Source organism: Clostridium sp. C8-1-8 (assembly GCF_009928445.1).
Classification (GTDB): Bacteria; Bacillota; Clostridia; order Clostridiales; family Clostridiaceae; genus Clostridium_AR.
Genome location: NZ_JAABNO010000007.1, coordinates 225697 through 241991 on the forward strand (window position 1 = coordinate 225697; position 16295 = coordinate 241991).

Consider the following 16295-nt stretch of genomic DNA (forward strand, 5'->3'; position numbering starts at 1 on the left):
GGGGAGTAAGAGGATGAATGATTTTAATTTTTTCGCCCCTTATCAAGGGAAGCAGAAACAAGTAGTAGGAAAGAAAATCTATGTTTATACAATATCAGCAGTAGTTGGAGTTCTTATACTGGGATCTTTGATATGGAATAGCATAAGTATATTTATGTTAAATAGAAGCATAGATAAGTATCAAAGCTCTATAAATTCTACTAAGGTTCAAGAAAAAGTGAAAAAGGCAGAAGAAGTAAATAAGAAGATAGAAGTATTAAATAAATATGATGATGGTCTTACTAAGATAAATAGTGCTATAAACAGTAGAGACACTATATCATCGACTTTGCTTAAAGATATCAATTCTACCTTACCTAAGGATGTTTACTTTAAAAGTATATCTGTTGATGGAAACAGTTTAAGTATACAAGGTGTTTCTAAAACAAGAACTGCCATAGGAGAAGTTCAACACAATATGAAAAGTTTAGATATAATAGCAGATGCCCAAATAGGAAATATAAGCGGAGATGATTCTGATGCAGGAAATTATACCTTTGACCTAAAATGTACATTAAAGGATGTTGATGAAAAATGAAGATAAGTGATAGAGAGAAGTATCTATTAGGTATACTGCTAGCAGTGTTGGTGGTCGTGGGGTATTATCAATTTATTTATACAAGGCAAGTTAGTAAAATAAATGGATTAAAAACACAACAAACAGCTGCAAAAGCAAAATACGATAATATAATGAATACCATAAACTCATTAGATAATAAAGAAGCTAACTTAAAGATTTTAAATGCAAAGATTATAGATAAGTCGAAGGATATATATCCGGAGCTAATTCAAGAAAAGTTAATATTAGAGTTGGACGATTTACTTAAAAATGCAAGCCTAAAGGGAAACATAAGTTTTTCTAACATACAGGTTCAAGGAATAGAAGCTCAAAAAAGCACATATCAACCTTTACCAGCATCATCACTTCAGTCTTTAGCTGATCAATATAATAACAATGGAACTTCTAGTAATTCTAAAGACTCAAGTAAGGTAAGTAGTGGTTCAGCTTCTACAACCAACAATAATAAAACTGTACAACAAGCTTCTAGTGGACAAGCTAACCAGACTGCACAATCTGCTCAAAACAATGCAGCAGCAGGAAATACAGCTGAACAAATGAAGGTTACTCTTAGCTTTAAAGGAAGCTATACTAATCTAACAACATTTATTAAAAACATAGAGGAAAGAAGTAAAAGAATAGTTTTATCAAATCTTTCTATGTCACAAAGTACTCAGACTGGTATAACTGGTACCTTAACTCTAGAATTTTATGCTGTTCCAAAGATTGGTGACGATGATAAAGAGTACTCTAAATGGCTATTAAATAATAGCTATGGAAAGGATACTCCTTTTGGAGGTGGACAAATTGCATTAGCCTCGACCATAGAAAATGCAGCGAAACCAAAGGAAGAGAAGAATGACTTCTCAATGGTTGCCAAGCCAATAAATTCAGATCTGCCTACAGTAATAATTGGTAGAGATAATGATCAAAGTAGGACAAGTTATCTTTACGCAGATAATGCTGGTATTGAAAATGTTGAGATGGTAGTAACTAAAGATAAGGATGGTAACTATTACTACAAGTATAAGACTAGTAAGAATAGTTATCCGCTTCAGTATGATACAAATGGTATAGAATTCAAACCAAATTCTTCTGATATAAACTTCAAGATTTATGCGTCCCCAAGGCAAGGATCAACGGATAAGTCTGGAGTAAATCTAAAAGTAATCAATAATACTGATAAAGTTGTTTCAATTGCTATAAATGGTGATGATGGTTCGAATCCTAGAATAAAGGTAACTGGAGAAGGAAAAGCAGTTAATGTTACCAAGAATTAGAGGTGGTGCTTATGAGTAGGAATTTTAAAAAGAAAATGGGAATGACTCTTTTAGAAGTAATCATAAGCATAGCGATAATAGGTATTATGCTTATACCAATCAGCAATATTATACTTACTTCAGTAAAGGTAAATAAGAATGGTGAGGATAAGCAACAGGCTGTTTACCTTGCTCAGCAAGTAGTAGATGGTTTGAAAAATGTAAGTTCATTTGAGAATGCACGAATTATTTTAAACAATGATAATTCTAATGGATTGCAAATAAATGCTGCTGGTACCTCTGGAAGTATAAGTATTGGAAGTTATAGGGTAAATGTTTCAATAGGTAGGAAAAGCCAAGATATAAGTTATAGTAACAATGGGACAAGTGCTTCATATGATGAGCAAATTGAGATCAGTAGAGATGATTCAAATAGAACTTTTTCTCTTGGGGCTACAACTACATCTATTTCTGAAAATAAAAATGATATATATATATATATTGATTCATCAACTAGTGAAGGAAAGGCTCAGTACAATGTAGCTGTAAAGAATAGTAATACCGAAACTGCTAGTAATATATTTAGTGATACAAGAAGCACTTTTAACAATAAAATAAATCTTAATTTTAATGATTTGTATAAAAGTGATAACAATTTTAATATACATGTGAAAAATAATCTTGAAAGCCAGATTGATTTTTATGTTACGGTTCCTATAGATAGAGTATATAAAGATGGCGATAGCAGAGCTGTAAAGTACTCAGTAGTGAATGAAGGTGGTTTAGTTAATGTATATAATGCATCTGAAGGTAATGCTAGCATATTTAGAAAGAATTATGATGTAAAAGTAGACGTATTAAAACAGGACAAATTGATTTATTCTATGAACTCAAATGTAGCTAAGTGATTGGAGGGGAATGTTAATGAAAAAGAAAAAAGGTAGTACATTAATAACTGTAATAGCTATATTTGCTATTGTAACTACTGTAGGAGTTTCTATTTTAGCATTGACTACCTCCAGCTATAAATCAAGGATAATTGAAAGTAGGAGGATCGAGAATCTGTATTCCACTGAATCTGGATTAGATATAGCTTACGCAATTACTGGAAAAGTAGTAGAGCAGGCTTCAAGATCAGGAAATGATAATGTTAGTAATTTTATAAATAATCAGCTTAATGCTCAAATCGCTAGTGAAAAATTAAAGATGAAAAGTGGGGCTAACTGCGACTACCCAAGAAGTAATGATGTTAAAAAAAGTGCACTTTTAAACGACGATTATTCTATTAATTTGAGTGGAGTAAAAAATGTGTTAGACAGTAAATTTACGTATGCTTTTAATACTGTAATACAGAATGAATTGAGTTATTGCATTGATAATAAGGTTTACTTAAACAATTACTCTGCTACTACTGATAAATATACACCTGTAACTTTTACTGCTAGTAAAGATCCAGACTTCTCAGCTGAAGTTAAAGGATTTGATGCCTCAAATACTCAAAATGATACTAGTCCGGTTAGATTTAATTTGAAGATTACTTCTACTTATCAAGAAGAATCTAGTACAGGTAATCACCAGAGACAGATAGCAGCAAATTATAAAATTACACCAAAATACTTAGGTGGCTATGGACTTAAAACAGATAAGGCTACTTTAGCTATAAATCCAGTTATACAAAAAGCAATAGCGGCTGATGGGGATTTAAATGTTAAGAATACGGGAGATTTTATAGTAAACGGCTCAGTGTTTGTTAAAGGTAATGATTATGACAGTATAGGATCTATTGCGTACTACAAATATAAAGGTGGAATAAGTGTAGAAAATTCTACAACAAAGTTTTCAGGAGACGTTATAACATCAAAGACTTTAAATTTACTAAACAATACAAACTCACAGATAGAAAACCTTTATGCTAATAATATTTATGTTGGAAATACTGAAGGAAAGAAGTCTAGTGATAATATTATCCATATAACTAAATCTGCACTTTTAGATAATGACTTAGCTATGAATGCTGTTTCTTCAAGCGTTACTATTGAGCAAGGATTATATGCAATAAGTGATATTACAAATCCTAGTGATTATGTTAATTATCCAAATTACGATCCTGAAAAAACATATTCATACAAGGCTAAAGACAAACTCAAGGCAAAGGAGAAGTCCTCCAGCAGTATTATTATGAATTCTACTGATAACACTTCTAAAATATTAGTTAATGGTGAAGCCTATATTATGGGCACTGCCTACATAAATACCGGTGGGGAAAAGGGAAGTTACCAGACTGGTGAGTCAGTAGCTGTAAAAGGATATTATAATGCTTATACCACAATGCTTCCACGGGAAGAAAATAGTGATTATTATTATTCCTATTACCCACCTTTACAGTTAATTGATAAAAAGGATATAACGGTTTTTGATAAAAGTGCGCATTTTTATGATTATTATAATACAAAAATAACTAACGGTGAGAAGGTTAATATTACTGACCAAATTCAATTACCTATGAATGGAAATACCAAAAGTGTGGGTGCATATGTAAGTAGAGGTAATATATACAGTTCAAGCTATAGCTTGGATGACTCGGAAATTGTTTTAAGAAAACAAAAAGAGTATGCAAAACAAGTTTATGAGATGGGAAACTCGACTTTGAGTGAAGCTGATATAATTAAGGCATATACTGGGGGTGCAGTTGAGAAAACTGTAACTTCTGAGCTTAATTTAAGTTCTGATAGGGATTTTCAATCTACGGCAAGTGATAATAATACAATAATTATAAATAGTGATCCAACAAAACGCATTTTTATTAAGAACGGAAATTATAGCGTTGGTAGTACTCCTAATGATATTGTAATAAACAAGTCTCCTATAAAAGGAATAATAGTAACTGCTGGTGATGTTTATTTATCGGGAGATGTTGAATTTACAGGAACTATAATAAGTGAGAAAAGTGTTAATGTAGACAATTCTACTAGTGGGCAAGGAAATACCCATGTTACTTACGATGCAGATTATGTTCAAAATACTATTATTGACCCAAAGTATAATAGTAAATTTAAGAACTTATTTAATTCTGAAGATGTTATATCAAATCAAATAAAGGAAGCTTCAAGTGAAGTTACTTATTCTAACGATGTAGTTAATGCTATAGATCCAAAAAAATATATAGACAAGGGTGTTTGGCAAATAATTAGATAATTGAGGTGTTAAACTTTAATATGATTAAGAAAAAGGGATTTACCCTCATTGAGGTTATTTTGGTACTTGCTTTGATGTCTGTGGTTTTAGGAGTTATATATCAATTCTTCTTATCAAGCAGTAGAAGCCTAAATGAAGCAGAGATAAGATCTAATTTACAGTTTGAGGGGCAGCATATTCAAGATTCTTTTACTAAGTATGGCAGTCAGGGGAACTCAATTACTACACTTAATGGTACTACACCGCAAGCAGTAAGTACTCAAGTTAATCTAAACAACTTAACAATATCTTTATATGATGGTACAGATCATGTAGGCTATACCTATGATAATGGGACTAAGACTTTAACGGAAAATCATGGAGTAAATAAAATTCTTTCTAATAAAATATCTAGTATAACAATAAAGACTTTAGAGGATGAGAACTATGATGTAGCATCTGGAATAACGGTTGATGTTACCTTAGAAGATAAGGGAATACAGTATAGTATAACCTCTAAGATATTATTTAGAAATAAAGGAGTTACACCATAGAGTTAACAAAAATGTTATTGAAAAATTATAAGTTTATATATTTACTCAATAGCATTTTTGTTATATTTGTCAGAAGATAACTAAGAAAAAAACTTAGGAAAACCTGTAATAGGGTATACAAGCCTATATAAAAATGCAGTATAATGTAGTTAATAATTGTCAATAAGGTGGTGAATTTGTGAGAAAAAATATTTTAAATAAAATATTGATAGTTTTTATTATAGTGGTTGTTGTATCTGGTATAGTTTGGCATACAAGGTTTGTTACAAAGGCTACCTATGGAAGAACTTCAATAAATATATTAGAAATAGAGCCTGGAGATGCTTTTACTTTAACCCAAAGTGCAGCAAAGTCTGGAACAGAGACCCTTAGTAATAAAGTTTCGGGTTTATCCGTAACTATAAGACATATGACAATGGCGGAATACGTATCTAGCATAGAACAAATAAATGGCAAATATGATGTAGTATATATAGGAAATAATACTTCAAATAATGCAAGATATACTAGTCCATTTTCTTCTTCAGCTATGCCAACTTATTTACCTTACGGAAGAGAAGTCTATAATGGATTAACTCAAACGGTTACAACATATGACTGGAGAGGAAAAGTTACGTATCAAACTAAAAACATATTAGGTATGAGAAATAATACAGCATGGAATGGAGTATCTGGTGTTAGTAAAGGAAGTGATGGGAATACCTATGTTGAATATTTTAGTGAAAATGATATTACAAATAAGAGAGCTACAGAAATAAAGCAAAACATAGATTCAGGACAGTTAGTATATATAGATAATTCTATATTTAACTCAAATGGAACTTTAACAGGTACAAAGTTATACTCAAACTTTAATAGTTGTCCTAGTACTAATTTAATAAAATTTGACTCAACCTTTATTTCTGATACTAGCAAAACTCCTATACAAAAGGTAGTTGATAAATATATTCAAGATACTACTTTAAAAGCTCCACTTTTGACTGTAACATCTAAACCTAATGAAAACAATAGTAGTAGAGATATTAGTTTTCAATATAGAATAGATACAAATAGTGATGAGAGCGGAATGAAAGTAAACCTATATCTTGATCTTAATGGTGATGGATTATTTAAAGATAAGGAGTTAGTAAAAAGTATAGATAACATAAATACAGTAAGCAAGAGTTTTACTGGAGATATGAACTATACAATTGATAGTCAATTTGTAGGTAAGGTTACATGGAAACTTGAAGTTGTAACCAGTGGACAATTAAAAACATATACATTAGGAAATTTAACTTATAGTAGTAATGCTACTAATAAGCCAACTGTAAAAGTCTTGCAAGTTTATCCTGACTCCGGTAATAATTTGGATTTAACACCAAGTAATAATTCAAACTTTAGCGATCTTATCAATAATGTTACTGATTACAATTTGGTTATTAGTACCAAGAGTGCCAGTCAGTTTGAAAGCTATTTGGCTAATAGCAATAATACTTTAAATGGTAATTATAATATGATAATTCTTGGTTTTGCCGATAATTATGGACATGTAGATTTTAAAAACGATACTACCTATCAAAAACTGGTAGACTTTATTAAAACAGGACAAAGTGTTATGTTTACTCATGATACATTGACATATAGGTATTTAAGCCCTATTGATACTTCAGATCTTAATTCTAAAACCATAACTTACAGGTTTAGGGATATTATAGGGCAAGCTAGGTATAAAGATCCACATAACCCAACTGAAGATATATATGCAAGGATAGATAATCCTCCAAGTTCAACAACAAGAGGGAAAATTATTCATGACCAATTAAATGCTTCAGATACAGCAGCTAATAAGATAAGCCTAGGGCTTACAGAGGGAATTCTTAAACAGTATAATGGTACAGATCCTAATGCTGGTTCATACGTAAGTGGGACTGAATCAACTAGTGTTCATAAAATAAATGATGGATTGATAAATAAGTATCCTTTTGATTTGACTGTTGATGAAAATAATAATGTTAAAACGGATTTAAGTGTTGCTAAAACTCATTATCAATGGTATCAGCTAAATTTAGAAGATCCAGATGTTGTACCTTGGTATACGTTAAATCCGAACAATAATAGTGGGTATAATAAATACGATGCTAGAAATTATTATTATACCTATTCGAAGGGGAATATAACATACTCTGGAACTGGACATACAAATGGCTATACATCTGATGAGTACAAGCTATTTATAAATACAATGGTTAAGGCCGAAAGAGGTGCAAATCATGCGCCTACTATAAATACAGATTTGGGTAATACATCAGTAATATCTAGAAATCAGGATAAGTTTACATTCCACTTTACTCCTATAGATAGAGATAATGATATTATTGATGCAACCGTAACTATTAAAAACAACGGAAATATAGTTAGAACTTTTCCTTACTCAAATTTAAAATCTGGTGACCAAGTAACAGTAGATATATTGAAATCAGATGGGTATAATGCTGCATCTCTAAGTAATATACAGGTTATTATAGATGCTAAAGACCCTCAAGGAGCGCAAGCAACTCCAGTAAGTAACACCATAAACTTATCAGATGGACCAAGTATTAGTCTTTCGGCTAGTTACGATAAAACTGGATATCTTGTAGGTGATACAGCAAATGTAACTGTTAAAGCACAAGCTAACAGGGCTACAGATAACATAGTAACTACTTTCTCTAATATAAATTACAGTATAAGGGGTCATTATAATGCTGATGATGTAACTGTTGATAATGAAGTTTTGAGTTTTAATAATATAGCTTTTAAACCAGAGGTAGATAGCAGCACTTCACCTCAAACTAAACAATACAGTATACAGATTAAAACAGATGGTACCAAATCAATACCTGGAGACTTGACATATAAAGATGGAAATAATGCTACACCTACAACTACACATCCGATGACAATTAGTTTGCCGGTAAGAGAAGGTAAAGCAATCATAACTGTACACGATAAGAATGGACAGGCAGTATCGAATTCAGGAAAGGTGGATATAAAAAGAGGTGCGACTACGATTAGTACTGTAGATGTCAATGGTAGCTATACGCTAAATGGTCTTACTAGTGATACTTACACTTTTACTCTTTCTAATTTACCAACAGGATATGTTCTTTCGGGAACTTCTAGTAGCATTAATAAAACCTTTAGCTATGATACATCTACTCAAAATATTGATTTCACAGTTGAGCCGGAGCCAGTCATTGCTGAACTAAGTCACGGATTGTACTATGATGGAGTAGTTCATGAAGGGGATACTACACTTACTAAAGGAACAAATGCAACCTTTGGTGTTAATTTTAAGATTTCTCAGACAACGGCAGTAGTTAAGGTGGACTTAGATAATGAACTAGATGGAATCACTACAGATACTTTTAAAGTGTTTAAAGTTGTTAATGGACAGTTACAGCCTGTATCTGCAAACATTACACTTTCAGGTGATAAAAGTAATGTAGCAAATATAAGTTTATCTGATATAGATAGCAACTCGAATTATGTAGTGCTATATACTATAAAGATAGGTACCAATAGTAGCTATACAAATACGGCAACATTAAATAATATTACTAAAAGTGTAAATATATCTTGCGAGGACCTCAAAGATTTATTTTAATAAATTAATTAGCATCTCAGTACGAGATGCTAATTTTACTTTATAATAAATACCTAATAGTAAAGTATATAAGTTTATAATCTTAAGAAAGATTTTATTGCTTATATAATTAATTATGTAAGTAATATATATTCTATATAGAATATGTATTTATATACTTAATTAGCATGAATTTAAATGTTTATACAAAAAGTGAAATATATAACATCATAATGCAAAACTATATGAATCAAATAAATCATATTTTTATCATCAAAACAAAAATTTCAATAATAATTGACAAGCCTCGCTGCATATTCTATAATTAAATAAAATTTAAATAAGATAAAGCTATTTACTCGTATATCCCTTGGATAAGGCAAGGAGTCTCTACCGGAAACCGTAAATTCCCGACTATGAGTGAAATTGGTATACTATAATCTTTTATAGCGTATTGACTTCACTTGGAGTTGATAGGCTTTTTTTGTTTTAAATTATAGTGATTGTTAATTTTAGTACATAAATGCAAATTTACTTGCAAGAAATATTAAAAATGAAATTTATTATTTAAATTAGGAGGATCAGGAATGGCTACAATATGGAAAACTGGATATACCTTTGATGACGTACTTCTTGTACCACACAAATCAGAAATATTACCTAATCAGGTGGAGACTAAAACTCAACTTACTAAGAAGATAAAACTTAATATACCGCTTTTAAGTGCAGGTATGGATACTGTTACTGAAGCAAAGATGGCTATTGCTATAGCAAGAGAAGGCGGAATAGGTATTATTCATAAAAACATGTCCATAGAGGAACAAGCAAAAGAGGTTGATAGAGTAAAGAGACAGGAGAATGGAGTAATAACAGATCCTATATTCCTATCAAGAAACCACACCATAAGAGAAGCAAATGAACTTATGGCTCAATACAGAATCTCTGGAGTGCCTATAACTGAATATGGAAAGCTAATTGGAATAATAACTAATAGAGATATATTATTTGAAACAAACTTCGATAGACCAATAGATGAGCTTATGACTAAAGAAAATCTTATAACTGCAGAAGAAAATACTACAATAGATGAGGCTAAGGAAATACTTAAGAAACACAAGATTGAAAAGCTTCCTCTAGTAGACAGTGAAGGATTCTTAAAAGGTCTTATAACAATAAAGGATATTGAAAAAGCAAGAGTATTCCCAAATGCGGCTAAGGACGAAAAAGGAAGACTTTTATGTGGAGCAGCTGTAGGGGTTACTGGAGATATGGTTGAAAGAGTTGATGCATTAGTTAAGGCTCAAGTTGATGTAATAACTATAGATACAGCTCATGGACATTCTAAGGGAGTTTTAGATGCTGTTAGAACAATAAAGAGCTTATATCCAGAATTACAAGTTATAGCTGGTAACGTAGCTACTGCAGAAGCAACAAGAGATCTTATAGAAGCTGGTGCAGACTGTGTTAAGGTAGGTATAGGACCTGGATCAATCTGTACTACAAGAGTCGTATCTGGTGTTGGAGTGCCACAGCTTACTGCTGTTATGGATTGTGCTGAAGAAGGAAGAAAGTACGGTGTTCCAGTTATAGCTGATGGAGGAATAAAGTATTCTGGAGATGTAGTTAAGGCTTTAGCCGCTGGTGCAACAACTGTAATGATGGGTTCATTACTTGCTGGTTGTGAAGAAGCTCCAGGAGAAATGGAAATATATCAAGGAAGAAACTACAAGGTTTATAGAGGCATGGGATCACTTTCAGCTATGGCTGCAGGAAGCAAGGATAGATACTTCCAAGAAGGAAGCAAGAAACTTGTACCTGAAGGTGTTGAAGGAAGAGTTGCTTACAAAGGATATTTATCAGAAACAATATATCAATTAGTTGGCGGTATCAAATCAGGTATGGGTTACCTTGGTGCAAAGACACTAGAAGATCTTTTTGAAAATGCTAGATTTGTAGTTCAAACTTCAGCTGGTCTTAGAGAAAGTCACCCTCATGATATAAACATAACTAAAGAAGCTCCAAATTACAGTGTAAACCAATAATTAAATAACTTGATATATACCTAAGGTTCGAATATAATTGTTAGTGGATACACGAAAGTATTTTGAATAATTATATTAATGGTTCGGAATGGTACGTATAAAGGATGCATAAAAACATAGATACCTGGTGTTAGGATGAAGCTATAATATAACTATTTTAATATTATTGTTTTATATCATACCTGGTATCTATGACTTATTTAACTGTTATTAATATTTTTAATATAGAGATATAATTTCATACCTAAAATGGAGGAAACCAATGAATAGAGAAATTGTTTTGGTAGTGGATTTTGGTGGACAATATAATCAGCTTATCGCAAGAAGAGTAAGAGAATGCGGAGTTTATTGTGAAATAATACCTTACACTTATAGTTTAGAAAAGATAAGAGAAAAGAACCCTAGCGCATTAATATTTACTGGAGGTCCTAATAGTGTTTATGGAGAAGACTCTCCATCTATTGATAGAGAAATCTTTAATATAGGAGTACCTGTATTAGGAATATGCTACGGTGACCAATTAATGGCACATAAGCTAGAAGGAAAAGTTGCAACAGCTCCAGTTAGAGAATATGGAAAAACTAATGTGAATTTAGATAATCAATCAAGATTATTTAAGGGAATAGATTCTATTGAAACTTGTTGGATGAGCCACACAGACTATATTGCTGAAGCTCCTAAGGACTTTAAGATAGTTGGTTATACGGATGTTTGTCCTATAGCAGCAATGGAAAATGAAGATAAGAAGCTTTACGGTGTTCAATTCCACCCAGAAGTTGAGCATACTCCATTTGGTAAGAAAATGTTTGAAAACTTCTTATATGACATATGTGGACTTTCTAAGTCTTGGTCTATGGCTTCTTTTGCAGAAGAGAAGATACAAGAAATAAAAGAAATAGTTGGCGACAAGAAGCTTATCTGTGCACTTTCTGGTGGTGTTGATTCATCAGTAGCGGCAGTTTTAGTTCATAAAGCTGTTGGTAAGCAATTAACTTGTATATTTGTTGATCACGGTCTACTTAGAAAAGATGAAGGGGATCAAGTAGAAAAGATCTTCAGTGAGCAATTTGATATGAACCTTATAAGAGTAAATGCTCAAGAAAGATTCTTATCAAAACTTGCAGGTCAAGCTGACCCTGAAACAAAGAGAAAGATAATCGGAGAAGAATTCATAAGAGTATTTGAAGAAGAAGCTAACAAGATAGGTGAAGCTAAATTCTTAGTTCAAGGAACTATATATCCAGATGTAGTTGAAAGTGGAACAGGAACTTCTGCAGTTATAAAGAGTCACCATAACGTAGGAGGACTTCCAGAAGATATAGATTTTCAACTTATAGAACCACTAAGAGAATTATTTAAGGATGAAGTTAGAGCTGTAGGTGAAGAACTAGGTATACCTCATAACTTAGTATGGAGACAGCCATTCCCAGGACCAGGTCTTGCAATAAGAGTACTAGGTGAAGTTAATGAAGAAAAGCTTCATATAGTAAGAGAAGCAGATGCTATATACAGAGAAGAAATAGCTCTTGCAGGCCTTGAAGGCAAGATATGGCAATACTTTGCTGTATTACCTGACATAAGAAGCGTAGGAGTTATGGGAGATGAAAGAACTTACTGCCATACTATAGCTTTAAGAGCAGTAACCTCTTCAGACGGAATGACTTCAAACTGGGCTCATATACCATACGAAGTACTAGATAAGGTATCCAGAAGAATAGTCAATGAAGTTCAAGGAGTAAACAGAATTGTTTATGATATAACTTCAAAACCACCAGCAACTATTGAGTGGGAATAGACTGAAGTTGTGATAAATTAAGGTTTTAGAATGGTTTGGTACTGCTAAAGGTACTGCAAAGTAGGTTTTGATTTTAGGGAAGTTTTCCGTATGTCAAAGCCTACTTTATTTTTATGCTTTTGACTACTTTGTAACTTAATTTTAAAACTTGGAGGTTTACAAAGATGGTTAAAACAAAATCAAAAGGTTACAAATTAGGAATGGTTAACAAGCAAGGAATGTTATTTAAGGACTTGTGTGAGATGTATTTTAAAAGGTGTGAAGCAAATGGTGTGTCACATCATACCACCAACGGATACAAGAATATATTAAAGTATTTCTATGAATATTTACAATATGAAGGTGTGTCAGAGGAGTTTTATTGCCATGAGTTTACTGCATATACTTTTGAAAATTTCAAGGTACACATAAAGCATGTAAGGAAAGTTAAGGATATTACAGTTAATAGTTATATCAGAAACCTTACACCAATGTTATCTTACGGAATGGAGTTAGGATACATTGAAAAGTTTCCGTACTCTTATGTTAAGCATCAAGAAGTATTCAAAGATATTTACACTGAAGAGGAATTGAAGATATTGCTTAAAAAACCTTCGGAAGAGGATACTACCAACAGGTTTGCAGAATTTAGGAATTGGGCAATCATAAACTTCTTATTAGGTACTGGTATAAGGGCATTAGAGTTAAGAGAGTTGAAAATAAGTAATATAGATTTAAGAGAGGGTCTGATAAATCTTTCTCATACTAAAAATAAAAAACCAAGACAAGTTCCAATAAGTAATGTGCTACACAAGGTGTTAGTTGAATACTTACAAGTAAGAGGTGGTTCACCAAATGACTATTTATTCTGTACTTCTTACGGAGAGAGAATGCCAAGGACTACCTTGCAGATGGGCATAATTAAGTATGCTAAAAGGAGAGGTGTATTTAGATACTCACTACATCTATTCCGTCATACATTTGCTACCTTATTCCTAAGAGAAGGTGGTGATATATATACTCTTAAAAGATTGTTAGGACATAGTAGTTATCGAATGACAGAATATTACTTACACCTTGCTGGAAAGGATTTAAAATGTGCTACTGCATTTAATCCGTTAGATAAGATTAAGGTGGAAAATACAATGATTAAAAGGAAATAGTTTATGTTGGACGTATATTTATATATAAATGAAGTTTTTGTGACATATGGTGACACTTACAAAACCATTGAAAATACTCATTCTAGAGGGGGATTAGGTTAGCTTTGAATGGGGAAAAACAGGACTTTTGCTTAAATACAAATCCGTAAATTTTCTAGGGACGCATACAAACGTAACAAAAAGGAAGTATTTTAGCCTCCCCATACCAATAAAAAACAGTTCCATTAGTATTTATTAACTCGTTAAATCATTATAAGAGAGGTTTTATTAAAATAGGGTGTAATACTTAACTGCTTCGTTATCACTCAGCAATTACATAGTGTTTAAGTTAATTCCTAAAGTATCTGAATCCGTTAGGATTCTATGTATTACTAAAGAGAGTACTAACCAATGTCTAATTACTAAGGGCTATATAACGGAGATTCTATTTAATGAGTATTAACCTATTTACAATTTAGCCATCCAATGAAGTAAAAGGGACATAGCTAAATCCTCATTCCCCAATAGCACTCCTGCTACCTTCTCCCATGTTTGTTTTAAGGTCAATTCCTTAGGGTTCAATCCATGTAAAAACCCATCACACATTCAATAAGAATGAATCCGTAGAAGTTTATAGCAGCGGCATCTACGATTACCTTGGAGTTTTATAGGAAACTCTCAGCTTCTAACCTTTATAAAAAACTTCTTCCTACTATATATAACAAGTTTATGTACTATGAATGGGACAAAATTAGGTATTCTATTCCGATTTAAATTACTGTAATTACATGATATAATCTAATCAATATTAATGATTAGACTTTGTAAGAAAAGACGAAATAAAGGTGTATTTTATATCAGAAAGGCTAGTGAGTATATGTCTTGTATTGCCCAATTTGGTATTATAGATGAATTTGAAAAAGATAAAGATTATTCATGTTATGAACCTCAAAGATATAGATGTATTTATATTAATGACGATATTTTGAATGATTGGTGGAATGAATTGACTTTAATTAAAACGTACTTTCATTGCTATAGTAGACCGAGTTTTGCACTTGCAAGATGGGGAGTTACTCTTATTCCTCCAGAATCATTAGAGGCTTTTTATACCATTGTATCAAATGATAAGCGTTCTAAATCATCAAAAGAACTTATTGATTTAATGATATTACTACGAAAGGCTATTTCTAAAAATAAATATGTCATTCATTATGGCGTATAAAACTGATACTAAATTTTCTTGAAAAGTTACTGAATTGTAATTTAAGATGTTTTAATTGAGTTGAAGGGAAACCATTATGAAAAATATAGATTTTGGTAAAGGTATAGTAACATATAATGATTTTAACATTGACATTACTAATCCGCTAGAAAATCAGATATGGGAATTAAAGCAGGACTTGTTACAAGTAAATTATTCAGATAAGCATGATAATACTTATATTCTTGACATTGGGTGGTATCCTGAATTTAATCTAAAAGGTGCTTTTAAGATAGTTCTCATTAGAAATTTTGATTGGGATAATCCTATGATTATGAAAAAAAGTAACTATGAAGACTTCTATAGTATTCTGGCTAATTGTGTTGATTATGCAAATAGACTTTAGTTCACATTATTCTTGCAAGATGCATCAAAGTAGAATTGCAGAATGTAGGTGAAAAGCTTATCCGTCACAAGCTTAGGATAGGTTTATAAACAGCATTAAGATATATAGAATTTGAAAAAATAGCCTTACTGTCTAAATTAACGGATAGTAAGGCATTTTCTTTTTATTCACCCATCTTCCGATAGTACACATCATTAATCTCTCCGTTATTTTAGAGGTTTCTATTAGTATCTATATCCTAACGGATATTATTTCTTTTTCTAATTAAAACCCCCTATAGTAATTTAACAAGTTATTTTACCTGAATGGGACAAAATGTACAAAACTATTTTCAAAAGCTTGTCTAATACGGAACCCAACTTTTTAAAATCAATTTAAACTTGCATGACAGATCTTACAAGATTTTAAAATTTTCCTATAGCTAGCTAGTGTGTTTTTTATCTTAAGTCATAGGGAAATGGTATAAGTCCTTTAATTAATTGTAAATGTCAACGTCAAAATGTTGAAAAGTTCCAACATGAAAATGCATAATTAT

Annotated in this window: 11 protein-coding genes and 1 riboswitch; all 11 genes read left to right on the plus strand. The window is 31.7% G+C overall.

From position 1 onward, the window contains the following. The first annotated feature begins 13 nt into the window (after positions 1 to 13). Positions 14 to 577, plus strand: a complete 564-nt coding sequence (locus GXK57_RS10015) for a PilN domain-containing protein (protein WP_160675226.1) — start codon at positions 14 to 16, stop codon at positions 575 to 577. Then, positions 574 to 1878, plus strand: coding sequence for a GspMb/PilO family protein (locus GXK57_RS10020; RefSeq protein ID WP_160675229.1), 1305 nt, complete (start codon positions 574 to 576; stop codon positions 1876 to 1878). Before GXK57_RS10015 ends, GXK57_RS10020 begins: the two co-directional genes overlap by 4 nt. 11 nt (positions 1879 to 1889) lie before the next feature. After that, a complete protein-coding gene (locus GXK57_RS10025; RefSeq protein ID WP_160675232.1) occupies positions 1890 to 2765 on the plus strand; it encodes a prepilin-type N-terminal cleavage/methylation domain-containing protein in 876 nt (291 codons plus the stop codon). A gap of 16 nt (positions 2766 to 2781) precedes the next feature. Next, entirely contained in the window at positions 2782 to 5052 is a 2271-nt protein-coding gene (locus tag GXK57_RS10030) for a hypothetical protein (RefSeq protein WP_160675235.1), read from the plus strand. A gap of 20 nt (positions 5053 to 5072) precedes the next feature. Continuing rightward, entirely contained in the window at positions 5073 to 5585 is a 513-nt protein-coding gene (locus tag GXK57_RS10035) for a type II secretion system protein (protein ID WP_160675238.1), read from the plus strand. 178 nt (positions 5586 to 5763) lie between these two features. Next, positions 5764 to 9213 carry a DUF5057 domain-containing protein gene (locus tag GXK57_RS10040; protein ID WP_160675241.1) on the plus strand — a complete coding sequence of 1150 codons (3450 nt, stop codon included), beginning with the start codon at positions 5764 to 5766 and terminating at the stop codon, positions 9211 to 9213. A 318-nt stretch (positions 9214 to 9531) separates the two neighbouring features. Continuing rightward, a riboswitch (purine riboswitch) is annotated at positions 9532 to 9629 on the plus strand. A gap of 150 nt (positions 9630 to 9779) precedes the next feature. Continuing rightward, entirely contained in the window at positions 9780 to 11234 is a 1455-nt protein-coding gene (guaB, locus tag GXK57_RS10045) for an IMP dehydrogenase (RefSeq protein ID WP_160675244.1), read from the plus strand. A 262-nt stretch (positions 11235 to 11496) separates the two neighbouring features. Next, positions 11497 to 13029, plus strand: coding sequence for a glutamine-hydrolyzing GMP synthase (gene guaA / locus GXK57_RS10050; RefSeq protein ID WP_160675247.1), 1533 nt, complete (start codon positions 11497 to 11499; stop codon positions 13027 to 13029). 164 nt (positions 13030 to 13193) lie between these two features. Further along, entirely contained in the window at positions 13194 to 14171 is a 978-nt protein-coding gene (locus GXK57_RS10055; RefSeq protein ID WP_160675250.1) for a site-specific integrase, read from the plus strand. 856 nt (positions 14172 to 15027) lie between these two features. Further along, positions 15028 to 15375 carry a hypothetical protein gene (locus GXK57_RS10060; RefSeq protein ID WP_160675253.1) on the plus strand — a complete coding sequence of 116 codons (348 nt, stop codon included), beginning with the start codon at positions 15028 to 15030 and terminating at the stop codon, positions 15373 to 15375. Between the two features lie 76 nt (positions 15376 to 15451). Further along, positions 15452 to 15760: a hypothetical protein gene (locus GXK57_RS10065; RefSeq protein WP_160675256.1), complete on the plus strand. Its 309-nt coding sequence runs from the start codon at positions 15452 to 15454 to the stop codon at positions 15758 to 15760. The last annotated feature ends 535 nt before the right edge of the window (positions 15761 to 16295 follow it).

Coding starts and splice junctions, on each gene's coding strand:
- GXK57_RS10020 (WP_160675229.1), top strand. CDS start 574: ATGAAGATAAGTGATAGAGAGAAGTATCTATTAGGTATACTGCTAGCA.
- GXK57_RS10015 (WP_160675226.1), top strand. CDS start 14: ATGAATGATTTTAATTTTTTCGCCCCTTATCAAGGGAAGCAGAAACAA.
- GXK57_RS10035 (WP_160675238.1), top strand. CDS start 5,073: ATGATTAAGAAAAAGGGATTTACCCTCATTGAGGTTATTTTGGTACTT.
- GXK57_RS10030 (WP_160675235.1), top strand. CDS start 2,782: ATGAAAAAGAAAAAAGGTAGTACATTAATAACTGTAATAGCTATATTT.
- GXK57_RS10060 (WP_160675253.1), top strand. CDS start 15,028: ATGTCTTGTATTGCCCAATTTGGTATTATAGATGAATTTGAAAAAGAT.
- GXK57_RS10025 (WP_160675232.1), top strand. CDS start 1,890: ATGAGTAGGAATTTTAAAAAGAAAATGGGAATGACTCTTTTAGAAGTA.
- GXK57_RS10055 (WP_160675250.1), top strand. CDS start 13,194: ATGGTTAAAACAAAATCAAAAGGTTACAAATTAGGAATGGTTAACAAG.
- GXK57_RS10065 (WP_160675256.1), top strand. CDS start 15,452: ATGAAAAATATAGATTTTGGTAAAGGTATAGTAACATATAATGATTTT.
- guaB (WP_160675244.1), top strand. CDS start 9,780: ATGGCTACAATATGGAAAACTGGATATACCTTTGATGACGTACTTCTT.
- guaA (WP_160675247.1), top strand. CDS start 11,497: ATGAATAGAGAAATTGTTTTGGTAGTGGATTTTGGTGGACAATATAAT.